Below are 21349 nucleotides of genomic sequence, written 5' to 3'. Positions count from 1 at the left end.
CCCACGACCGTCCACGTCCGCCACCTGAATCTCCGGGCGGGGGCCGCTGCGGCGCCTTCCGGGACTCCTCTACGGCGTCCACCGGGCCGGGGTCGGAGCCGTTCGCGTCCGGCCCTTCAGGAGCGGCGTGCTCGTCCCGGGCGGACTCGGACTCGGACTGGGCAGACATCGCGACGACTCTCCTAGACGGCCTCGTGGCCTCGAGTAGATGGCCAGATGGCCTCGTAGCCTCGAATGGGCGCGGATGTTCCGGGTACCCCTGCTACTCCGGTCGTACCGCGTCAGTGCCCCGCGCGTCGTGAACCGACCAGCACACGGAACCGTTGAACGCTTGGCCGACATCCGACCTCTCAGGCGGGAGCCGAACACCGTGACCGAACTCGACCCCTTCACCGACCTGCTCGACTACCCGATGTACGTCGTGACCGCAGAGGCCGACGGGGAGCGAGCCGGCTGTCTGGTCGGCTTCGCCTCGCAGTGCTCGATCCGGCCCGCCCGGTTCATGGTCTGGCTGTCCAGAGCCAACCGGACCTACCGCGTCGCCGAGCGCGCCGAACGCCTCGCGGTCCATCTCCTCCGCCGCGACCAGGACCGGCTGGCCCGGCTCTTCGGCGGCGAGACCGGCGACCGTACCGACAAGTTCGCGGAGGTCACTTGGCACCGGGGGCCGGACGGATCAGTGATCCTCGACGAAGCCCCCGCCTGGTTCGTCGGTCGTGTGGAGAACCGGATCGACGGCGGCGACCACGTCGGCTTCCTGCTCGTCCCGGAGGCTACGGAGAACCGCTCGGGCGACCACACGGCGCTGCTGACCCTCGGCGGCACTCATGGCATCGCTCCGGGCCATCCCGTGGACTGAGCGGCTAACGCGCCCGCCTGCGGCGGATCACCGCTCCCAGACCCACCGCCGCCGCTCCCATCACGGCGGCCACCACGAGCCCTGGTCGTCGTGCGAGCGCCGCCTCGGCCGAGTGGGAGTGGGACCTCCCGTCGAAGGAGCCGTGTGCGCCGAAGTCGTGTTCCGGGGCCTCGTCCGCCGGATGCCACAGGTTAGCCGGGCGGGTGCCGGATCCGCTGTCGTCGGTCTGCTGCGACGCGTAGCCCGTGCGGGCGAGGTAGCGGTCCAGCAGGGCGGGCGCCAGCTTGTTGGCAAGGATGGTCGCGGCGGTGGACGCGCCGACGTAGTACTGCTTGCGGTGCGGATGGTCCGCCGCGTGCACTACGGCGCGGGCGGCCACCTCCGGCTGATAGATGGGCGGTACGGGCTGGGGGCTCTTCGGCAGGCGGGACAACACCCATGAGAACTGGGGGGTGTTGACGGCCGGCATCTGCACCACGGTGATGTTCACGTGGCTGTGCTGGTGCATGAGTTCGGTGCGGACGCTCGACGTGAAGCCGTTGACGGCGTGCTTGGCACCGCAGTAGGCGGACTGGAGAGGGATGGAGCGGTCACCGAGGGCCGAGCCGACCTGCACGATCACGCCCGCGTCCCGGGGGATCATGCGCTGGAGCGCGGCCCGGGTGCCGTGCACGAAGCCCAGATAGCTGACCTCGGTGACCCGTTTGTACTCGGCGGGTTCGATCTCCATGAACGGTGCGAACACCGACGTGAAGGCGTTGTTGACCCAGATGTCGATCGGGCCGAAGGCTTCCTCGGCGGCCATGGCCGCGGCCTCGACCTGTGCGGGGTCGGCCATGTCGGTGGGCACGGCGAGGGCACGGCCGCCGCGTTCCTCGACATCGGCGGCCGTGGCGTCGAGGCCCGCCTTGCCGCGCGCGAGGAGAACGACGTTCGCGCCCCGCTCGGCGAAGAGTCGTGCGGTGGCCCGGCCGATGCCGGCGCTGGCCCCGGTGATGACGACGGTCTGCTGGTTCATGCTCGTCCTGTTCGTCTCGGAAGTCAGGTGGGAATGCCAGGAGTTCGGGCGAGGGTGGCCGCGGTGTCGAGCATGAGGGCGTGCACGAATGCCTGCGGTAGGTTGCCGCGCAACTGCCGTTGGGCGATGTCGTACTCCTCGGAGTACAGGCCCGCCGCTCCGCACGCGTCCCGGTTGCGTTCGAACCAGCGGTGGGCCTCCACCTCCCGCCCCTGGTGGTGTTCGGCCAGTGCCGTGACGAAACCGCAGAGCAGGAAGGCGCCTTCCGCCTCCTCCAGGGGGCGTTCGTCGTGCCGGAAGCGGTAGGCGTAGTGGTCGCGGGTGAGGTATTCGGTGTGGGCGCGGAGGGTGGCGCGGGTGCGCGGGTCGTCGGCCGGGAGCAGTCCGCGTACCGGGGGCAGCAGCAGGGCCGCGTCCAACCCAGCGTCGTCCGGGGCGCGTTGCCAGTGCCCGTCGGGGTGCAGCGCGTGCGCCGTGGTGTGCGCGAGGATCGTGTCGGCCAGCTCCGTCCACTCACTCCTGCGGGCCGGGTCGGGCGCCGCGTCGGCGATCCGGCGCAGCCCCGCCGCGCAGATCAGCCGGCTGTGCGTCCAGGCCCGGTCGCCCAACTCCCAGATGCCCGCGTCCGGTTCGTTCCAACGGGCGGCGATGGCGGCCACGGCGATCTCGGCGGCCCGCCGACCGTCCCGGTCGAGCCGGTCGTGGCGCGCGGCGGCGGCGAACAGCAGCAACGCCTCGCCGAACACGTCGAGTTGGAACTGACGGTTGACGTGGTTCCCGATCCGGTCGAACCCACCGGGATAGCCCAGCAGTTCGAGCGTGCGCTGGTCGGGAACGGGCCCTCCGTCGACCGTGTACACGGGTTTCAGTTTCGGCCCGTCCTCATGCAGGCGGGCACCGACGAACCGAACCGCCTCGTCCAGCATGGGGTGTTGACCGGCCGCGGCGACCGCCTGGCCCGCGTAGCACTGGTCTCGGATCCACGCGTAGCGGTAGTCGTAGTTGCGTCCCTCCTCGGAACGCTCCGGGAGGCTCGTCGTGGCCGCGGCGACCATGCCTCCGTCTGCGCTGGTCATGCCGCGCAGTACGGCGTACGCCTGCCGTGCGTCGCGGGCGGCGACGGTGTCGTCGAGCCCGGGTACGGCCTCCTTCCAAGCACGTTCGGTCCGGGACCACTCCGTGGATGGAATCGGCGGAGGGGCGTCCCACAGCGGGAACTCACTGAGTTCGAGCACCAGGTCGTGCCACTGTCCGGCGTCCAGGGTGAGGTCGAGGGTGAACTGCCCACCCGTGGAGCCGACTTCTGAGAGCGAGGCGTCGCCGCCACCGGTCCACCGCAGGTGGAGGTCGCCCACCCGTGCGGTCCAAGCACCGTCGTCGTCGCGTCGCGCGTCGCGCAGGCGCTGGGTGCCGTACTCGGCGAGGGGATGCAGCAGCACCCGGACGCGGGCCGGTCCCTCCGTCGCCCGCACGCGCCGCAGCAGGACGAGTCGGCCCCGCTCGCCCGGAAACACCAGCGCTTCCCGGCATTCCACGATCCCGTCCTCGGTGACCCAGCGGCTGCGCCAGATCAGGGAACCCTCTTCGTAGTGTCCGCCAGGTACGAAGCGGCCCCTCGGCGTGACCGCGTACAGACCGCTTCCGCCGATGAGAGTGGAGAGGACCGCGCCGCTGTGCCAGCGGGGTGCGCACAGCCATGCGATCTCCCCGCGCGGGCCGACCAGTGCCCCGCGCTCGCCGTCGGCGAGGAAGGCGTAGTCGTGCAGCGCCTGCGGCGGGAACGCGTCGCGCTCGGCTGTTTCCGGCGTGCTCATCGTTTTCCGTTCCTATCCGGTCCGGTACTTCTCGGCCTGTTCGCCGCGGAGGGTCAGGCCGTGGCCGGGTGCGCCGTCGGCGCCCGGGTGGATGCTGCCGCCGTGCGGGTCGAGGGTGCCGTCGAAGAAGAGGTCCTCGATGCGGGTGTGGTCGTGGAACCACTCCAGATGGCGCAGGTTGGGGATCGCGGCCGCCGCGTGCGCGTGGACGTGCGGGGCGCAGTGCCCGGAGAGTTCCAGGCCGGCCGCTTCCGCGAGGGCCGCCGCGCGCAGCCAGACGGTGATGCCGCCGCAGCGGGTGGCGTCGGCCTGGAGGCAGTCCACGGCTCCGGCGCCGAGCAGGTGCCCGAAGTAGGCGAGGGTGTAGCCGTATTCACCGGCGGTCACCTCGGGGGTGATGGCTTCCCGGATCGCCGTCAGGCCGGCCAGGTCGTCGGAGGAGACGGGCTCCTCGAACCAGGTCACGCCGTGCTCGTCGAGGTGGTGGGCCATGCGGACTGCCTGTTTGCGGCCGTACGCGCCATTGGCGTCGACGTAGAACTCCGTCGCGTCGCCGATGCTCCGGCGAGCCCGCGCGATCCGCTCGCGGTCCCGTCGCTCGGCCCGACCCCAGGACTCCCCGATCTTGATCTTCACTCGGGGAATGCCCAACTCCTCGGTCCAGTAGTGCAGTTGACGGTCCAGCTGGGGCTGGTCGTACGTCGTGAAGCCGCCGCTGCCGTACACGGGGACGTCGGTGCGGCTCCCGCCGAGCAGTCGTATCAGCGGCAGGTCGAGGAGGCGGGCCTTCAGGTCCCACAGGGCGATGTCCACGGCCGAGACGGCGCCGGCGATCAGGCCGGGGCGGCCGGCGTTGCGGACGGCCCGGTTCATCGCCTCGTTGGCGGCGGGCACGCCCCAGACGCTCAACCCCGTTACCACGTCGGCAAGTTGCTGCTCGATGACGTGGGCGGTCGCCGCCGCGCCGTATGTATACCCGAGTCCCGTGGCCCCGCCCCCGTGCACCTGGACCACGACCATGGTGGTCGAGTCCCAGGTCAGGGTGCCGTCGCCTTCCGGCGCGCCGGTGGGAACGGAGTACACGGCGGTCGTGACCCGGTGCACGAGCGGCTCACCGCGCCCGACGATCTGCGGGGTCATCACTCCCCCGGTTTGTCCTGGCGCCGCTTGCCGCCGGGCAGCATGTCCTGCACCTTCGCCTTCAACCCCTGCCGGATCATGCCCGCCCGGTCGCTGTCGCCCTTGAGGACGGCCGAGGCGGCGGCCTCGATCTGGTCGAGGGTCGCGTGCGGCGGGATCGGCGGTACGGCGGGGTCGGTCCGGAAGTCGATGACGAACGGCCGGTCGGCGGCGAGCGCCCGCTGCCAGGCGTCCTCGACGTCCCCGGGCTTCTCCACCCGTACCCCGTCGAGCCCGATCGAGCGCGCGAAGTCGGCGTACGGCACGTCCGGGAGGGCCTGGGAGGGCAGGAACTGCGGGGCGCCGGCCATGGCGCGCATCTCCCAGGTGACCTGGTTCAGGTCCTGGTTGTTGAGGACAGCGACGATCAGGCGCGGGTCCTCCCACTCGGGCCAGTACTTGGCGGCGGTGATGAGTTCGGCCATGCCGTTCATCTGCATCGCCCCGTCCCCGACGATCGCCAGCGCCGGACGGTCCGGGTGGGCGAACTTCGCGCCGATGACGTACGGCACGCCCGGGCCCATGGTGGCGAGGGTGCCGGACAGGGAGCCGCGCATGTTCCCGCGCATCCGCAAGTGCCGTGCGTACCAGTTGGCGGCGGAGCCGGAGTCGGCGGCCAGGATGATGTCGTCGGGCAGGAGGGCGTCGAGGGTGTGGACGACGTGCTCGGGGTTGATCGGGTCGGCGTCCACGGCGGCGCGCCGCTCCATGACGTCCCACCAACGGGCCGTGGCCATCTCGGTCTTCTTGCGCCACGAGCCGTGCTTCTTCGGTTTCAGCTGCGGCAGCAGGGCCCTGAGTGTCTCCTTCGCGTCCCCGACGAGGTTGACCTCGAAGGGGTAGCGCAGCCCGATCATGAACGGGTCGATGTCGATCTGCACGGCCCGGGTCTGCCCGAACTCCGGCAGGAACTGCGTGTACGGGAAGCTGGAGCCGATCACGAGCAGGGTGTCGCAGTCGCGCATCATCTCGTAGGAGGCACGGGTGCCGAGCAGGCCGATCGAACCGGTGACGTACGGCAGGTCGTCCGGCAGCGCGTCCTTGCCGAGCAGCGCCTTGGCGACCCCGGCGCTGAGTACCTCGGCGATCTCCTCCACCTCGGCGCGGGCGCCGCGCGCGCCCTGCCCGATCAGGATCGCGACCTTCTCGCCCTCGTCCAACACCTCGACGGCGCGCGCGAGTTCGGCCGTCGGCGGCACCGGCGCCGAGTGCGTCAGGCCGAGACTGGACGGCACCATCTTGAAGGCGTGAGTGGGCTCCGAGTAGGTCAACTCCTGTACGTCGGCGGGAATGATGACCGCCGTCACGGTCCGCTTGGCGTACGCGGTGCGCATCGCGCGGTCGATGACGTTGGGCAGTTGCTCGGGGACGGTGACCATCTCGCAGTACTCGGAGGCGACGTCCTTGTAGAGGCTCAGCAGGTCGACCTCCTGCTGGTAACTGCCGCCCATGGCACTGCGGTTGGTCTGTCCGACGATCGCCACGACGGGGACGTGGTCAAGTTTCGCGTCGTAGAGCCCGTTGAGGAGATGGATCGCCCCGGGGCCCGAAGTCGCCGCGCAGACACCGACCTTGCCGGAGAACTTGGCGTAGCCGACCGCCTCGAACGCGGACATCTCCTCGTGCCGCGACTGCACGAACTTCGGCTTGTTGTCAGCGCGGCCCCAGGCGGCGAGGAGACCGTTGATGCCGTCGCCCGCGTAGGCGAAGACATGGTCGACGTCCCATTCGCGGAGCCGCTGGAGTACGTAGTCGGACACCTTGATGGACACGGGAGTTCCTTTCATCGCGCTGATGGGCGGTTGCGAAACCAGTGGGCTCCTGCCGCTGCCACTCCAAGGACGGAGACCGCGGCGCCCGCTGCCAGCAGACGGCCGTCACGGGCGGAACCCTCGGGCCGGTCGGCGAGCTTCTCGGGGTGTTCGGCGGGCAGGTGCTGTCCGTCCAGGGCGAGCGCCAGGGCCTCGGCCAGGTGCAGGGCACGCCGGCCGGTGTCGCCCTGTTCGATCTGCGTACGGCAGCTGAAGCCGTCGGCGAGGACGAGCGCGTCAGGGGCGGTCTCCCGTACGGCGGGCAGTACCCCTTGCTCCGCCACGGTCATCGACAGGTCGTAGTGGCCTTGCTCGAAGCCGAAGTTGCCGGCCAGACCGCAGCAACCGGCGTCCAGGACATCGGCGTCGATCCCGGCGCGTCGCATCAGTTCACGGTCGGCGTCGTCCTTCGTCACCGCGTGCTGGTGGCAGTGGGTCTGCACGGTCGCCGCCCTGGTGAGGTGCGGGGGTTGCCAGCCTTCGGGGGCGTGGTTGAGGAGTTGTTCGGCGAAGGTTCTGAACTGCCCTGCCAGGCGCCGCACGTCCTGGTCGTCGGGCAGCAACTCGGGGGCGTCGGCGCGGAAGACGGCCGTACAGGACGGTTCGAGGCCGATGACGGGAGTGCCCGCCTCCAACCAGGGCCGCAGCACGTTGAGCGTGTGCCCCAACACCCGCTTGGCGGTGGCGAGTTGGCCGGTGGAGATCCAGGTGAGGCCGCAGCACACCGAACGGGTGGGGACGGCGACGTTGAATCCGGCGTCCTCCAGGACCCGGACCGCGGACTTGGCCACGCCCGGGTGGAAGTAGGTGCTGAAGGTGTCCGGCCAGAGCAGGACGGTGCGCGGGTCGGCCGGATCGGGGTCGGGAGCCCCGCGAGCCCGCCACCACTGCACGAAGGACTCCTCGGCGAAGACCGGCGCGTCGCGCTCCACGGCCACGCCCGCGAGGCGCTTGCCGAGACCGGCGATGCCCGGCGCGCCGAGCGCGGCGTTCACCAGCGGGGGTGCCAGTCGCGACAGCCGCGCCCATACCGGCAGCCAGCCCATGGAGTAGTGCGCGGCCGGCCGCAGGCGTCCCTCGTAGTGGTGGGAGAGGAACTCGGCCTTGTAGGTGGCCATGTCGACGCCGACCGGGCAGTCGGACTTGCAGCCCTTGCAGGCCAGGCAGAGGTCCAGGGCGTCACGCACCTCGGTGGAGCGCCAGCCGTCCGTGATCGCGGAGTCCGCGTGCCCGCCGAGCATCTCGAACAGCAGCCGGGCCCGCCCGCGCGTGGAGTGCTCCTCCTCGCCGGTCGCCCGGTAGGAGGGGCACATCACCCCGCCTTCGTGCGTACGGCAGTTGCCGATGCCGACGCAGCGGAGCACCGCCCGGTCGAAGGAGTGGTCGTCGTCCGGGTAGCTGAAGTGGGTGTCGTGGCTGTCCGGCCGCCACAGGGGTCCCAGCCGCAGGTTCTCGTCGACGCGGTACGGGGCGACGACCTTGCCGGGGTTCATCCGGTTGTCCGGGTCGAAGAGGGCCTTGACCTGCCCGAACGCGGCCACGACCGACTCTCCGTACATGCGCGGCAGCAGTTCGCCGCGCGCCTGCCCGTCGCCGTGCTCACCGGAGAGCGAACCGCCGTAGGAGGCCACCAGATCGGCGGCCTGGAAGAGAAACTCCCGGAAGTTCGTGACCCCTTCGGCGGTGGTGAGTTCGAAGGGGATGCGGGTGTGCACGCAGCCCTGGCCGAAGTGCCCGTACAGGGAAGGGTGGTCGTAGCCGAAGTCGGCGAAGTGCTTCTTCAGGTCGCGCAGATAGTCGCCAAGGACTTCGGGTGCGACGGCGGAGTCCTCCCAGCCCTCCCAGGTCTCCCTGCCGTCCGGTGGGCGTGCGGTGACGCCGAGTCCGGCCTCGCGCGCCTTGAGCATCTTGTGTTCGCGCGCCGGGTCGTCGGAGAACGCGACCGACGGATCCTTCTCGTCGCGTCCGAGCGCCCGGATCAACTCCCGTCCTTGCTCGTCGACTTCGTCCTGACTGTCCCCGGTGAACTGGAGCAGGAGCCAGCTCTCACCCTCCGGAAGCTCGCTCAACGAGTTGAGATACGCGCCCTCTTCGCGCATCAACTGGGCCATCCGCCCGTCCAGGGCCTCCAGTTGGGTCGGGCTGCTGTGCTTGAGCAGCCGAGGCACATCGTCGGCCGCCGCGCAGATGTCGTCGTAGCCGAGGACGAGGAGGGCTTCGTACGGCGGGAGGGGGACGAGGTCGAGTTCGGCGCGCAGGACGGTGACGAGGGTGCCCTCGCTGCCGACGAGCGCGCGGGCCACGTCGAAGCCGTTCTCGGGGAGGAGCGAGTCGAGGTTGTATCCGGAGACGCGGCGCGGGATACGGGGGAAGCCGCGTCGTACGTCCGCCATCGTGCGGTCGATGATCTGCCGCAGCCCCTGATGGATCTCGGCGCGTCGGCCGCCGGCCGCGATGATCGCCTCGTACTCGTCGTCCGTCGTGGGGCCGACCCAGCAGCGGAGGCCGTCGTAGGTGAGGATCTCCAGGCGCCGGACGTTGTCCACGGTCTTGCCGTACGCCTGGGCGGAGCCGCCGCAGGAGTTGTTGCCGATCATGCCGCCGAGCGAGCAGTGGCTGTGGGTGGACGGCTTGGGGCCGAACTGGAGCCGGTGCTCGGCGAGTTGGCGGTTGAGCTCGTCGAGCACGATGCCGGGTTCGACGAGGCAGACGCGCCGGTCGGGGTCGATGGAGAGCACCTTGTGGCAGTACTTGGTCCAGTCGATGACCACGGCGGTGCTGGTGCACTGGCCGCCCAGGCTCGTCCCGCCGCCCCGCGAGAGCACCGGCGCCCCGAACTCGGCGCAGACCGCGACCGCATCGGCGCCGGCGTCGACCGTGCGCGGGACGACGACCCCGATCGGGACCTGGCGGTAGTTCGAGCCGTCCGTGGCGTAGGCGCCCCGGCTGCCCGCGTCGAACCGGACCTCGCCGTCGACCCGTGCGCGGAGCGCCTGCTCCAGGGCACGGGTGTCCAGCGCCGTTTCGGATCGTCGTGCCTCGGTCACCGTCGACTCTCCTCGGCGAGGGCCCCGACGCGGAGGGCCGCTCGGTTGCCGTGGGTCGAGTGCCCGGTGATCGAGGCGACTAACGTCCGGCCGGCGCGCATCAGACCTCGTGCCGGGCCTTGGCGAACTCCGTGAGCAGCGCTTCGCAGAACGCCTTCAGGTCATCCGGCTTACGGCTGGTGACCAGGGTGTTGGGCCCGTCGTCGCAGACGCGTACCTGTTCATCGACCCAGGTGCCGCCCGCGTTCTCGATGTCCGTGCGCAGGCTCGGCCACGAAGTCAGCGTGCGGCCCGGGACCACGCCCGCCTCCACCAGCGTCCACGGCGCGTGACAGATCGCGGCGACCGGCCGGCCCAGATCGAAGAAGTCCCGGACGAACGACACGGCGTCCTCGTCGGTGCGCAGCAGATCGGGATTGGCGACCCCGCCGGGCAGGACAAGACCGTCGAACGCCTCGGCCGACGCCTCGCGCGCCACCATCTGCACCGGGAACACGTCGGCCTTGTCCAGATGGTCGAACGCCTGGATCTGTCCGGGCTCCGTCGACACGAGAACCGTCTCGTGGCCCTGGTCGGTGACCGCCCGCCACGGCTCCGTCAGTTCGATCTGCTCGACGCCTTCAGGTGCCATCAGGAACGCGATACGCATGGTCATCCATCTCCTTGGGTGGCTTGCCAGGTGGTTTCGTCCCGGGCCGGCTTTCGCCGGGTCCGGGCAGCTCGTCGGCAGCGCAGCAGTTCCTCTCCGTACGGCAGCAGGACGCACGCGCCGATCCCTGCGGCGATGCCCGCGAGATAGCCGCGCGACAACGGTCGCTCGCGCGGCACCAGCCGCCAGGCGTTCGGGTCCGAACGCCCGCCGTCCAGAAGGGACTTGACCTGATCGCTGTGCAGGCACATCAGGGACGTGAGGGCGGCGAAGGGCAGCGATTCGAGGAAGCTGTGGATGTGCTGCTCGATCGGCTTGACCTCGCGCTCGCTGCGCACGGCGGTCCGTACGTCCCACAGCGCGGTTGCCTCGTGGACCGTGGCGCCGCCCAACTGCACAGCGATCAGCAGGGGGTTGACCTCGTAGCGCAGGGTCAGCGCGATGGGGATGCCGACCTCGGTCATCATCAGCGCGTGGATCAGGGACTCCTTCGTGCCGGAGGTGTCCTCGATCCGGGTCCGCCGGTGCATCACCCAGTCGGCCAGGCCCGGCACGAACCAGCCGGGCAGCAGCCCGTACAGGAGGTAGCGGGTCGTCGCGTCCCCGACATCGGTCTCCTGCCGGCGGACAGCCGGTCGCGTGAAGGTGCGGAGCGAGGTCACACGGTTCTCCTCGGTGTCGTGGTGTTCGCGGCGGGCGGAGGCCGGGCGGCGCCGTAGCGCCTGGTTCCTCGGCCGTTGCACCCGCGTACCCGTAGACCGGACACCGACACGGAGGACCGACGTGGAGGTTTGTGCCCTCGCTCCGAGGACACCCGCGCCTCGTCCCTCGCGCGGCTTCCCGAAGAAGGACATGTCATGGCAGTGCTCGCGGTGCTCGTTCCGCCCTTCATGCTCGGCCTGCTGCTCGCCCTGGGCAGATACGAGGAACTGGTTCTGCCCGACAAGAACACCGAGCGACCCGCGCCGGCCGTCGCGCCGACCGAGCCCGCCCGGCTTCCGGCAGGGAATCCCGCGACTTCGCCCCGAATCCCCGCCCCGTCGATCGGGCCCCGCGCCTCCTCGACGTCCCCCTTCCCCAAGTCAGACCGGATGTTTGCCACGGATTGACGGGGGTACCCGAAGAAAAGTGCTTCAGACAGGAGGCACGTCCGTGGGAGCGACGAGTCGTCGCACCGGGTGTGCCTGTCCCTACGGCGAGTGCACTTCCCATGGTGATCGTCCGCCCCAATGCAGGGGAAGCGGTGAGGCACCATGTCTGTCCGATCGAGCGCGAAACACCATCCGCACGACGACGCCCCCGACACCGCGGAATCCTTCCGCCTGCTCGTCCTGCTCGCCCCCGGGCCGCAGCACGACACCGTGCGCGACCAGATCGTGGTGGCATGGCTGCCCATGGCCGACCGGCTCGCCGGGCAGTTCCGCAATCGGGGCGAAAGCTCCGAGGACCTCCGCCAGGTCGCGGCTCTGGGTCTGGTAAAGGCCGTCGACCGGTACGACCCCGCGCGCGGCAACGCCTTCGAGAGCTATGCCGTGCCGACCATCACCGGCGAGATCAAACGGCACTTCCGCGACTACATGTGGACCGTGCACGTGCCACGCCGGGTGCAGGAACTGCGCAACCAGGTGCGGTTCGCCATCCAGGACCTGTCACAGACCGTCCAGGGCCGACGCCCCACCACCGCCGAGATCGCCGCCGAGGTCGGCCTCAGCGAGGAGGACGTCCTGATCGGACTGGGCGCCCTGGAGAGCTTTACCTCCCTCTCCTTGGACGCGCAACTGCCCACCGGCGAGGGCGGGTACTCCCTCAGCGACACCCTCGGGGCACCCGATCCGGCCCTGGACACCGTCGTCGACCGCGAGGCCGTCAAACCCGGTATCCACGCGCTCTCGGAGCGCGACCAGACCATCCTCTACCTGCGCTTCTTCCGTGGCATGACACAGGCAGCCATCGCCGACCGGCTCGGCATCTCACAGATGCACGTTTCCCGCCTGATCGCCCTCTGCTGCGACCGGCTGCGGGATCAGATCATGCACGACGCGGCCTGAGTCCGCTGCGCGTGACCGGTTTTCCTTCGCCTTCTCAGGGCCCTTCGGTTGCCAGGTCGTCGCGCGTCGCCCTCGGGTGGACGAGCGACGATGCTTGGATGCCGTAGCGAAAATACCCAATCAAACAGGGCGAGTTGACCTCGTCGGTGGAGGTGCCATGTGAACCGGCGTACGACACTCCTCGGCGTGGGCGAGGTGCTGGCCTGGTGGGCGGTCCTCGCTCTGCTGTGGCTGGTCTTCATCAGCGCGGTGAACACGCTGGAACTCGTCGTGGGCGTATCCGCCGCACTGGTCGGCGCGTTCGCCGCCTGGGGTACGCACCGTGCGGTGAGCGGGTGGTGAACGGCTGGACCGTCGCCGCGACGGCCGCGCTCGGCGCGGGGGTCGGGGCCGCGGTCTGGGGCGTCGCCACCGGCCCGCTGCGGCGCCGGGTCGCCGCGCAGAACCTGTCCACCTCACTGGCCTGCCCCGCCCTGCTGCTCCTCGCCCGGGGCTACGGCCGCCCGTCCCACGTCGATCTCGCCCTGCTCCTGGCCCTGTTGGGCCCGGTCGGCACCCTCGTCTTCGCCCGCCTCCTCGCAGAGGACCTGGCGGACGATCCGCCGCGGGCATGGGGACTCACGTACGCGGTCGCGGTGTTCGGCGGTGCCGTCGTGATCGCCGTGTGCGTGGCCACGGGCCCGGGCCGCGCACTGGCCAAACTCCTGGTCGTCGGCGCCCTGTTGATCGGCGGGAACCTCACCGCCTCCCGTGCCCTGTCCGGCGGTTTCGCGGGGAGCCGACGCGGATGATCCGCTGATCGTCGTGGCGCTGCTGCTGGTCGCCGTGTCCGCGACGACCGCCGTCGCCACCCGCGACCCCGCACGGCAGGCACTCGTCCTCGCCGTCCTCGGCACCATCCTGGCCGTCCTGTTCACCGTGCTCCAAGCCCCCGACGTGGCGCTCTCCCAACTGGCCGTGGGCTCCGCCCTCACTCCCCTGCTGATCATGCTGTCCGCGCGCAAGGTCCGACGGGCGAAACGGAAGCGGGAGACCGACCGATGACCCGGCGGATGCGGCTGCTCGTCGCGGCCGTCGGCGCCACCGGTCTCGCGGCCCTCCTCGTCGCCGCGTGCTTCGACCTGCCGGGCTTCGGCGGGGCCCAACACCCGTATGGGGAAGGGGCGGTACGCGCCTCCCTCGCCCGCCGCACCGCGAACACGATCGCCTCCGTCAACTTCGACCAGCGCGCCTTCGACACCCTCGGCGAGATGAGCATCCTCTTCGCGTCCGTCCTCGGCACCGTCGTCCTGTTGCGCCAGAACCGCGACGAACACCGCGCCGCGCCCGAGCCCGAGCAAGTCGGCCTCCCCGTACGCCGCTACGCGCTCCTCGTCCTCCCCGTCGCCGTCGTCACCGGCCTGTACGTCATCGCGCACGGCCAGCTCAGCCCAGGCGGCGGCTTCCAGGGTGGTGTCGTCGTCGCGACCGCCCTGCACCTGCTCTATCTGGGCGCCGACTACCGCGCGTTGGAGCGCATCCGGCCGGTCGCCTCCTACGAGATCGCCGACGCCCTCGCCGCCTCCGCCTACCTCGTCCTGGGCCTCGCCGGACTGCTGGCCGGCAGCGCCTTCCTCGCCAACTTCCTTCCCTACGGCACCTTCAACACCCTCTCCTCGGGCGGCACCGTCCCCCTCCTGAACGCGGCCATCGGCATGGAGGTCGCCTGCGCGGTCGTCGTCCTGCTGGCCCATTTCCTGGACCAGGCCGTGGAGATCGAGAAGGGCGGCGAGAAGTGATGTCGGTGTTCCCGTACCTCGTCGCAGTCTGGGTGTTCCTCGTCGGCCGCTACGGACTGGTGACCAGCCGGAACCTCATCCACGCCGTGGGCTGCCTGGCGGTCTGTCAATCCGCCACCTACGTCCTGCTGTTGGCCGTCGGCTACCGCGACGGCGCCACCGCCCCCGTCTTCTCCGACCTGAAGCCGGGCTCCCGCCCGGTCGTGGACCCGGTGGTGCAGGCTCTCGCTCTCACGGACGTGGTCGTGGGAGCCACGGTGACCGCCGTCCTGCTCGCACTCGTCGTCCTCCAAGTCTCCAAACTCCACGGCACGGTCGACCCGGACGAACTCTCGGAGCTGCGCGGCTGATGCACCACCTGCTCCCGGTCCTCGTCACCGTCCCCTGCTGGGAGCCACCCTCCTTGTCGCCGGCGGACACCACCTCTCCCGCGTCGCCGCCGAGACGGTGGGCTGTGCCTTCGCCGCCAGCACGGCGGCCCTGGCGTTCGTGCTCCTCCTCAACTCCTCACCGCCGCTGACCGAATGGGTCGGCGGCTGGACCCCGAAAGGCGGCGAGAGCGTCGGGATCGTCCTCGTCCGGGAGGGCCCCGGACTCGGCATGGCCGCCCACGCCTCACTCCTGACGGTCGCGGCGCTGGCGTACTCCTGGCACTACTTCGACGAACCGCCCCGCCGCCACGCGGGCGCCTTCCCCGCCCTGATGCTGCTCTTCCAGGGCGGCATCTGCGGCTTCGCGATCGCCGGGGACCTCTTCGACGCCTTCGTGTTCTTCGAGTTGATGAGCGTCGTGGCATACGCGCTGACCGGTCATCGCGTCGAGGAACCGAAGGCCGTGCAAGGCGCGTTGTCGTTCAGAGTCCTCAACTCCCTTGGCGCGTACACCGTGTTGACGGGCATCGCCCTGCTGTACGCCCGCACCGGCGAACTCACCATGACGAAGATCGGCCAGGGCCTCGACCGGCACGGCGGCCCCGACGCCCTCACTCTCGCGGCCTTCGCACTCGTCCTGACCGGACTGCTGGTGAAGGCCGCGGCCGTGCCGTTCCACTTCCGGCTGCCGGACGCGCACGCGGTCGCGCCGACACCGGTGTGCATGCTGCTGTCCGGAGTCATGGTCGAGCTGGGCGCCTACGGCGTGTGGCGGGTCTACCGGACGATCTTCTCCGGCCCGGGCGGCATCCCGGCGTCCGACCTGGAACGCGCCCTCGTCGTCCTCGGTGTACTGACCGCCGCCCTCGGCGCGGTGATGTGCTGGTACCAACGGCACATCAAACGGCTGCTCGCGTACTCCACGGTCGCCCACATGGGCCTGTTCCTCACGGCATCGGCGTCCTGAGCCCCGAGGCCGACGACGGGGTCGCCCTGTACATCCTGGGCCACGCCGGGGTGAAGGCCGCCCTGTTCGCCTGCACCGGCGTCCACCTCGACCGGTACGGCTCGGCGGACGAACACGCCCTGCACGGACGCGCCCGCGAACTACGTGGAGTCGCCGCCCTGTTCGTCGTCGGCGCGCTGAGCCTCGCCGGGCTCCCGCCCTTCGGTATCGCACTCGGGAAGGCGGTACTGGAGGAGGCGGTCGGCGGCCCGCTGACCGTGCTGTTCGTCGCCGTGTCGGCGGTGACCGCGGGCGCGGTGCTCCGGGTCGCCGCACGGGTGTTCCTCGGCCTCGGCCGCCGGCCTGGCGAGGAGTCGTCGTACGAGACCACCGGTATCGGCGAGGAACCCGAGACCCGACACCGGCTGAGCCGGGTGCCGGACACCATGACCGCGGTCCCCGCCGCGCTGCTCGTCGCGTCCCTCGCCGTGGGCGCGGTACCCGGCCTCGCGGCAGCGGTCGGGCAGGCGGTGTCCGACGGAGCCGTCACCACACCGCACTGGACTCCCGCCGGGCTGCTCCTCGGCCTCACGTCGACCCTGCTGGCCGTCGGCCTGGCCGCACTCGCCGTGACCCGCCCGAGGGCGCTCGGCAAACCGTCCTGGACCGATCCGATACGACGCCTTCAGTCCGGGCACATCGGCGACTACGTGGCATGGCTGCTGATGGCCACGACTCTGTTGGCGGCGCTGGCACTGCCGGGAATCCTCAACGGCTGAGCGGGAAAGGGCGATTGAGGCACCGTTGACGCATGGTCGGGCCGAGTCGGGTAACCCCAAGCCGTATGACACGCACACCAGGACCAAACGACCAAGTCGAGCGGCGGGCGCCGGACAAACCCACCGAACTGCCCAGGCGGTCGTGGTGGGCGGTGCTCAGGGGCACGGTCAAGGAGTTCCAGAACGACGAACTCGCCGACCGGGCCGCCGCGTTGACGTACTACGGGGTTCTCTCACTCTTCCCCGCGCTGCTGGTCCTGGTCTCCCTGCTCGGCATCGCCGGCAAGTCGACGACCCAGCGGGTGCTGGACAACATCGAGAAACTGGCGCCGAGTTCGGCCCGGAACATCATCGGCGACGCCGTACGCCAGCTCCACACCACCGGCGGCCTCGGCTCCGTCGTGGCCGTGGTCGGCATCGTCGTCGCGGTGTGGTCGGCCTCCGGCTACATCGCCGCGTTCATCCGCAGCGCCAACGTCGTCTACGACATGCCCGAGGGCCGCCCCGTGTGGAAGGTGCTGCCGATCCGGGTCGGCGTCACGGTGGTGCTGCTGGTCCTGACGGTGATCAGCGCGCTCATCGTGGTGTTCACCGGCGGCCTGGCCCGCGCGGCCGGCTCCGCGCTCGGCATCGGGCACGCCACCCTGAGGGTGTGGTCGATCGCCAAGTGGCCGGGGCTGATCATCCTGGTCATGGCGATGATCGCGATCCTGTACTGGGCGGCTCCCAACGTGAAGGGCCGAGGCTTCCGTTGGGTCACCCCGGGCAGCGTGCTGGCCCTGCTGGTCTGGATGATCGCCTCCGCGGGCTTCGCGTTCTACGTCGCCCACTTCGCGTCGTACAACAAGACGTACGGCACGCTCGCCGGCGTGGTCGTCTTCCTGATCTGGCTGTGGATCAGCAACATCGCGGTCCTGCTCGGCCTCGAATTCGACGCGGAACTGGCCCGCCAGCGCGCTGTGGCCGGCGGACACCCGAAGGGTGCGGAGCCGTATCTCCCGCCCCGTGACACCCGAGCCTGGAGCGAGGCGGACCACCGGCGTACGGAGTGACGCCGCTCGTAACGCAAGAAGTGGCCGAGCACGCACAATCCTTCTTCGCTGCGGACGCAACCGTGTTCACGCGGAACCCGAGCCCCAACGCCGACGCTTCTGGTCCTCGCTGCGCCTGCTGCCCGACGTTCCGCCGCCGGACAACTGGTGCGGGGTGAGCCGCTCGCTCTCGTCCTTCGCGCGCGGCACCTCCTCGGGCTCGCGCATCTCCTGGATCTCGCCGGTCGGCCCGGACTCGGGCAGCCGGGGCTGCTCCTCCGGGCGCGGCGGCGCGGACTCCCGCCGGCGGGCCTTCATTCCGAACCGTACGGCCCAGATCAACCCGACGACGAGGATCAGTCCGGCGACAACCGGAAAGACTCCGAGGGCCGCTCCACTCGACGCGGCCACGTCCATGCTCGATGTGTTCATCACCGCCGGGTACCCCGGGGTGACCAGGAGAATCTCGCCCACCTGGCGTGCCGCCGTCTCCAGGGGCAGCCGATGTCGACAGTCCCGCACATGTATCCCCCCGGAGGTCTTCATGTTCCGTGCCATCGCACACGTGCTCCGCAGCACCGACGGCGATCGCCACCGGCGTGACACTGCCGTTCAGGGCCCTTGCCCGGCCGTTCCGCGGGCCTCGCCCTCCGCGCACTGACGACGTCGGCGCCGAGCTTCGGCCGTACCTCGTGGGGCGGTGCAGTTCGCCCCTTATGAGGTAACGGCAAGGACGCGTCCCCGGACCTCCCCGGCGACGCCTCAGCTGGAGAACACTTGGCGATGGACTGGCAGGACTGTGCGCAACAGATGGCCTCGACGGCCCGCGATCTGCTGCGGGAGAAGTCGCACGACGCGACCCTCCAGCGGATCGTGTCGTCGACTGCCGGCTCAGCGGCGGCTGCGAGATGTGCAGGCGTTCGGCGGCCCGGCCGACGTGTTCCTCTTCGGCGACGGCCACGAAATAGCGGAGTTGACGCAGGTCAAGCACGTAAGACCTCTCGGGACTCAAGCGTGTCCAAGTAAGTCCTGGACAGTCTCATCCCTCGATCCCAACCTCGACAGAGCAAGAGCCGCGGATCGGATGAAACAGCACGAACTACGCGTCACGTCATGGAAAGAAGGATCTTCGTCATGGGCATCAAGTCCCTCCTGCCGGGGGCCCTCGGCTTCGGCACCGCCCCCCTCGGCAACATGTTCCGCGGCATCCCGGACGAGGAGGCCGCGGCCACCGTCGAAGCCGCCTGGGACCAGGACATCCGCTACTTCGACACCGCCCCGTTCTACGGCGCCGGCCGGGCCGAGATCCGGCTGGGCGAGGTACTGGCCGGCCGCGCGACGAGTTCGTGCTCAGCACCAAGGTCGGCCGGGTCGTCCTCGACGAGTTGGAGGACCCCACCGCACGGAACCTGGGCGCGAAAGGTGGTCTGTTCGAGCAGGGCCGCCCGAACAGGATGATCGACGACTACACCGCGGACGCCACCCTGCGCTCCATCGAGGACAACCTCACGCACCTGCGGACGGACCGCGTCGACATCGTCTGGGTGCACGACATCGCCCAGGACTTCCACGGCGACGACTGGCTGCACGTCTACGAGACCGCGCGCACCGGCGCTTTCCGCGTCCCGCAGCGGCTCCGCGACGAGGGCGTCATCAAGGCCTGGGGCCTCGGCGTCAACCGTGTCGGCCGATCGAGCTGACCCTCGACCTGGACGAGCCCCGCCCCGACGCGTTCCTCCTGGCCGGCCGCTACACCCTGCTCGACCACGAGCGGTCCCTGCAGCGGCTGCTGCCCGCCGCCACCGAGCAGGGCGTCGACATGATCGTCGGCGGTCCGTACAGCTCCGGTGTCCTCGTCGGCGGACGGCACTTCGAGTACCAGGAGGCCCCGGCGGAGATCCTCGCCAAGGTCGAACGGGTCAAGGCGCTCTCGGCCGAGCACGGTGTGAGCGTCAAGGCGGCCGCGTTGCAGTTCGCGCTCGCCCATCCCGCCTCGACGGCCGTCGTACCCGGCGCAACCCGTCCCGGCCGCATCGCGGAGGACGTCGCCGAGCGCGTGCCGACCGTCTTCTGGACCGCCCTGCGCGCCGAGAAGCTCATCGCCGTCGACGCCCCCACCGCCTGACACCCCACGGCACACCACAGGAAGCACCCACCATGGCCACCACCACCGCGTCCCTCGACATCCCGCAGAGCCCCGACCGCGTCCGGCGGCTCATCGGCGGCTTCGGGTCCCTGCCCGACTGGCTCCCGTACATCCCCGAGAGCGAGCTGAGCGAAGGCGGCCGGGTACGCCGCCCGACCAACCAGGACGGCGGCGTCATCGTCGAACGCCTCCAGGCCTTCGACCACGATGCGCGCGGCTACTCCTACGCCATCGAAGAGGCGCCGTTCCCCGTGACCGGCTACCTATCCACGCCGCGCGTGCACGCCGTCCCCGGCAGCCCCGGCGTCTCGCGCGTCGAATGGTCCGGCACGTTCACGCCCGTCGGCGTCAGCGACACCGACGCCGAGGAGCTCTTCCACGGCAACTACGCCGACGGCCTCGCCGCGCTGCTGGAGAGCTTGAGCGCGGTCACTCGTCGTTCACCCAGCGCATGAGGCGTTGCAATGGATAGAACCCGTCGTGGGAGAGGCCCGGCGGCATCCCGCCCGCCCTGCCGAGGGAGACCACGCGCTGCACCCCGGCGCAGGCCAGGGCGTCGCGCAGTTCTGCCTTGCGGGTGTCCGGGTACACGCCGACCGTCTGGGTGGCGACTCCGGCGTGGGTGACCGCTTCCGTCAGTTCGGTGACGGGGACCACGTCGACGATCTTTCCGTCCGGATGGAAATCCACCGGTTCGGGAGAGCGGATCACCAGGCCACGACCGTCGTAGCCGCCCCACACCCGGTAGTCGGGAGCCATGGACCGCAGGACGTCGATCTCCTCACGCAGGGAGGCCGCGACCCTCGGGCCGTCCGCCGAGCTGAACTCCCTTGCCACGCCCAGGCGTTCGCAGAGCAGGGCGGCGTAGCGGTCGGCGTCCTCCCAGGAGCCCTCGACGAACTGGAAGCGGCTCGCCACACAGGCCTGCTGGTTGAAGAACGTGGCGTCGGCGGCACCCGCGTCAGCGGCACGGGCGAGGTTCTCGGGGGACTCGAACGCCTCCCGGCCGATCAACGAGATGGACGTCTTGGGGTCGAAGGAGACGAGTTCGAATCCCGGACCGACGTACCGCAGTGCTCCGCGGATCGTGGACTCGCCGCCCCAGGCGACCAGTTTGTCGAAGAACTGCGGGCGGAACAGCACGCTCTCCACCGTCTCGTCGCCGCCACGCCAGTACACCGCGGAGAACGAGCGCACCACTGGGTGGTCGGGGGCCACCGCGGCCATCGTGCGCAGGATCGCTGTCGCGGTGAACAGATCGTTCGAGGGCAGTTTGAGCAGGTTGACACCCTTGGTGAGGGCGCCGCGCACGACGGACATCGCGGCGACCCCGGGTGCGTTGCCCGCGATGATGTGCACCAGTCGTGGTGGGAACGCCCGGGTGGCCGCGGTCCGGTTGTCGGGCAGGCGCACCTCGCGCCAGCCGTCGAGCACGTCGGCCCCACCGAGTTCGTGGTCGATCTGGGCGTAGAGACCGGGGCGTTGGAAGCTGCGCCACAGCACGGCGTAGGCGCGTTCGAGGATCTCGGCGGGCAGCGGGCTGACTCCGACCATGCGGTCGAGTGCCTCGGCCAGGAGCCCCTCGCGGTCCGCTTTGAGGGCCTCGCCGGTCTCCACCAGCAGGTCGACGATCTCCGCGACGGGCACGTGGAAGGCGGGGCCGGGTTCGGTGCGGGGCCACACCAGGCGGTCCAGGTCGAGCGCCGGTGCGGTGAAGGCCGAGCCGGCGCGGCCGTGGCCGACGTGCGGGGCGTGGTCGACCTCGCCGCGCACCACGTGCACGACTTCCGTCTCTGGAGCGGGCGCGCCATACATCGTGGTAGCACTCATCGATGTCCTTTCGTAGCAGGTGGGTTGGATTCGGGTACTCGTG

The 21349-nt window shown here is 70.4% G+C and carries 19 protein-coding genes and 3 pseudogenes; 12 read left to right on the top strand and 10 right to left on the bottom strand.

What is annotated here, in order from left to right; translation table 11 throughout:
• Positions 1-370: 370 nt before the first annotated feature.
• The gene (locus JHN63_RS01610) at positions 371-859 is read left to right on the top strand and encodes a flavin reductase family protein (protein ID WP_200676808.1); all 489 of its coding nucleotides are present in this window, start codon (positions 371-373) and stop codon (positions 857-859) included.
• Between the two features lie 4 nt (positions 860-863).
• Here JHN63_RS01610 and JHN63_RS01605 read toward each other — a convergent pair whose 3' ends face one another.
• From JHN63_RS01605 to JHN63_RS01575, 7 genes are all read right to left on the bottom strand, one after another.
• A complete protein-coding gene (locus JHN63_RS01605; protein ID WP_200676807.1) occupies positions 864-1877 on the bottom strand; it encodes an SDR family oxidoreductase in 1014 nt (337 codons plus the stop codon).
• A 23-nt stretch (positions 1878-1900) separates the two neighbouring features.
• Complete coding sequence (locus JHN63_RS01600) at positions 1901-3691, bottom strand: glycoside hydrolase family 15 protein (RefSeq protein ID WP_200676806.1); 1791 nt, start codon at positions 3689-3691, stop codon at positions 1901-1903.
• Between the two features lie 12 nt (positions 3692-3703).
• Positions 3704-4831, bottom strand: coding sequence for an enolase C-terminal domain-like protein (locus JHN63_RS01595; protein ID WP_200676805.1), 1128 nt, complete (start codon positions 4829-4831; stop codon positions 3704-3706).
• Positions 4831-6642, bottom strand: coding sequence for a thiamine pyrophosphate-requiring protein (locus tag JHN63_RS01590; RefSeq protein ID WP_374222880.1), 1812 nt, complete (start codon positions 6640-6642; stop codon positions 4831-4833). The genes JHN63_RS01595 and JHN63_RS01590 overlap by 1 nt, the downstream gene beginning before the upstream one ends.
• Before the next feature lie 11 nt (positions 6643-6653).
• Positions 6654-9728 carry an FAD-binding and (Fe-S)-binding domain-containing protein gene (locus JHN63_RS01585; RefSeq protein WP_200676803.1) on the bottom strand — a complete coding sequence of 1025 codons (3075 nt, stop codon included), beginning with the start codon at positions 9726-9728 and terminating at the stop codon, positions 6654-6656.
• A 100-nt stretch (positions 9729-9828) separates the two neighbouring features.
• A complete protein-coding gene (locus JHN63_RS01580) occupies positions 9829-10377 on the bottom strand; it encodes a type 1 glutamine amidotransferase domain-containing protein (protein WP_200676814.1) in 549 nt (182 codons plus the stop codon).
• A 2-nt stretch (positions 10378-10379) separates the two neighbouring features.
• A complete protein-coding gene (locus JHN63_RS01575) occupies positions 10380-11039 on the bottom strand; it encodes a diguanylate cyclase (protein WP_200676813.1) in 660 nt (219 codons plus the stop codon).
• Positions 11040-11234: 195 nt separating this feature from the next.
• On the opposite strand from JHN63_RS01575, the gene JHN63_RS01570 reads away from it, so the two are divergent.
• The 9 genes and pseudogenes from JHN63_RS01570 to JHN63_RS01530 all read left to right on the top strand — a co-directional run bounded on the left by JHN63_RS01570 (position 11235) and on the right by JHN63_RS01530 (position 17351).
• Positions 11235-11486, top strand: a complete 252-nt coding sequence (locus JHN63_RS01570) for a hypothetical protein (protein ID WP_200676815.1) — start codon at positions 11235-11237, stop codon at positions 11484-11486.
• Between the two features lie 144 nt (positions 11487-11630).
• Positions 11631-12425, top strand: a complete 795-nt coding sequence (locus JHN63_RS01565; protein ID WP_200676802.1) for an RNA polymerase sigma factor SigF — start codon at positions 11631-11633, stop codon at positions 12423-12425.
• Between the two features lie 159 nt (positions 12426-12584).
• Positions 12585-12767, top strand: coding sequence for a hypothetical protein (locus JHN63_RS01560; protein WP_200676801.1), 183 nt, complete (start codon positions 12585-12587; stop codon positions 12765-12767).
• Positions 12764-13216, top strand: a complete 453-nt coding sequence (locus tag JHN63_RS01555) for a monovalent cation/H+ antiporter complex subunit F (protein WP_200676800.1) — start codon at positions 12764-12766, stop codon at positions 13214-13216. The genes JHN63_RS01560 and JHN63_RS01555 overlap by 4 nt, the downstream gene beginning before the upstream one ends.
• A gap of 13 nt (positions 13217-13229) precedes the next feature.
• A complete protein-coding gene (locus JHN63_RS01550) occupies positions 13230-13469 on the top strand; it encodes a Na(+)/H(+) antiporter subunit B (protein WP_374222879.1) in 240 nt (79 codons plus the stop codon).
• Complete coding sequence (locus JHN63_RS01545; protein ID WP_200676798.1) at positions 13466-14203, top strand: MnhB domain-containing protein; 738 nt, start codon at positions 13466-13468, stop codon at positions 14201-14203. Before JHN63_RS01550 ends, JHN63_RS01545 begins: the two co-directional genes overlap by 4 nt.
• The gene (locus tag JHN63_RS01540) at positions 14203-14553 is read left to right on the top strand and encodes an NADH-quinone oxidoreductase subunit K (protein WP_200676797.1); all 351 of its coding nucleotides are present in this window, start codon (positions 14203-14205) and stop codon (positions 14551-14553) included. Before JHN63_RS01545 ends, JHN63_RS01540 begins: the two co-directional genes overlap by 1 nt.
• Positions 14553-16299 (top strand): annotated as a pseudogene (locus JHN63_RS01535) (complex I subunit 5 family protein). Before JHN63_RS01540 ends, JHN63_RS01535 begins: the two are co-directional and overlap by 1 nt.
• Positions 16300-16364: 65 nt before the next feature.
• Positions 16365-17351 carry a YihY/virulence factor BrkB family protein gene (locus tag JHN63_RS01530; RefSeq protein ID WP_234475762.1) on the top strand — a complete coding sequence of 329 codons (987 nt, stop codon included), beginning with the start codon at positions 16365-16367 and terminating at the stop codon, positions 17349-17351.
• Positions 17352-17417: 66 nt separating this feature from the next.
• Here the strand turns inward: JHN63_RS01530 and JHN63_RS01525 are convergent, their stop codons facing one another.
• Together JHN63_RS01525 and JHN63_RS01520 are read right to left on the bottom strand one after the other, a co-directional pair.
• A complete protein-coding gene (locus JHN63_RS01525) occupies positions 17418-17876 on the bottom strand; it encodes a DUF6479 family protein (RefSeq protein ID WP_307781783.1) in 459 nt (152 codons plus the stop codon).
• A 337-nt stretch (positions 17877-18213) separates the two neighbouring features.
• Positions 18214-18321 (bottom strand): annotated as a pseudogene (locus JHN63_RS01520) (LysR family transcriptional regulator); the annotation flags it as partial.
• Between the two features lie 143 nt (positions 18322-18464).
• Between JHN63_RS01520 and JHN63_RS01515 the strand changes: the two are divergent.
• A pseudogene (locus tag JHN63_RS01515) lies at positions 18465-19455 on the top strand (aldo/keto reductase).
• A 32-nt stretch (positions 19456-19487) separates the two neighbouring features.
• Positions 19488-19931, top strand: coding sequence for an SRPBCC family protein (locus tag JHN63_RS01510; protein WP_200676795.1), 444 nt, complete (start codon positions 19488-19490; stop codon positions 19929-19931).
• Here JHN63_RS01510 and JHN63_RS01505 read toward each other — a convergent pair.
• A complete protein-coding gene (locus tag JHN63_RS01505; RefSeq protein WP_200676794.1) occupies positions 19906-21306 on the bottom strand; it encodes an acyl-CoA reductase in 1401 nt (466 codons plus the stop codon). The genes JHN63_RS01510 and JHN63_RS01505 overlap by 26 nt on opposite strands.
• Positions 21307-21349 lie beyond the last annotated feature (43 nt).

Source organism: Streptomyces sp. MBT65, assembly GCF_016612545.1.
Classification (GTDB): Bacteria; Actinomycetota; Actinomycetes; order Streptomycetales; family Streptomycetaceae; genus Streptomyces.
This window is presented reverse-complemented; position numbering and strand designations above follow the sequence as displayed.

Excerpts from the sequence above, each read along its gene's own strand:
- JHN63_RS01605 (WP_200676807.1), bottom strand. The coding sequence starts at position 1,877 with ATGAACCAGCAGACCGTCGTCATCACCGGGGCCAGCGCCGGCATCGGC.
- JHN63_RS01565 (WP_200676802.1), top strand. The coding sequence starts at position 11,631 with ATGTCTGTCCGATCGAGCGCGAAACACCATCCGCACGACGACGCCCCC.
- JHN63_RS01570 (WP_200676815.1), top strand. The coding sequence starts at position 11,235 with ATGGCAGTGCTCGCGGTGCTCGTTCCGCCCTTCATGCTCGGCCTGCTG.
- JHN63_RS01540 (WP_200676797.1), top strand. The coding sequence starts at position 14,203 with ATGTCGGTGTTCCCGTACCTCGTCGCAGTCTGGGTGTTCCTCGTCGGC.
- JHN63_RS01530 (WP_234475762.1), top strand. The coding sequence starts at position 16,365 with ATGACACGCACACCAGGACCAAACGACCAAGTCGAGCGGCGGGCGCCG.
- JHN63_RS01600 (WP_200676806.1), bottom strand. The coding sequence starts at position 3,691 with ATGAGCACGCCGGAAACAGCCGAGCGCGACGCGTTCCCGCCGCAGGCG.
- JHN63_RS01525 (WP_307781783.1), bottom strand. The coding sequence starts at position 17,876 with ATGAAGACCTCCGGGGGGATACATGTGCGGGACTGTCGACATCGGCTG.
- JHN63_RS01545 (WP_200676798.1), top strand. The coding sequence starts at position 13,466 with ATGACCCGGCGGATGCGGCTGCTCGTCGCGGCCGTCGGCGCCACCGGT.
- JHN63_RS01505 (WP_200676794.1), bottom strand. The coding sequence starts at position 21,306 with ATGAGTGCTACCACGATGTATGGCGCGCCCGCTCCAGAGACGGAAGTC.
- JHN63_RS01510 (WP_200676795.1), top strand. The coding sequence starts at position 19,488 with ATGGCCACCACCACCGCGTCCCTCGACATCCCGCAGAGCCCCGACCGC.
- JHN63_RS01595 (WP_200676805.1), bottom strand. The coding sequence starts at position 4,831 with ATGACCCCGCAGATCGTCGGGCGCGGTGAGCCGCTCGTGCACCGGGTC.
- JHN63_RS01580 (WP_200676814.1), bottom strand. The coding sequence starts at position 10,377 with ATGCGTATCGCGTTCCTGATGGCACCTGAAGGCGTCGAGCAGATCGAA.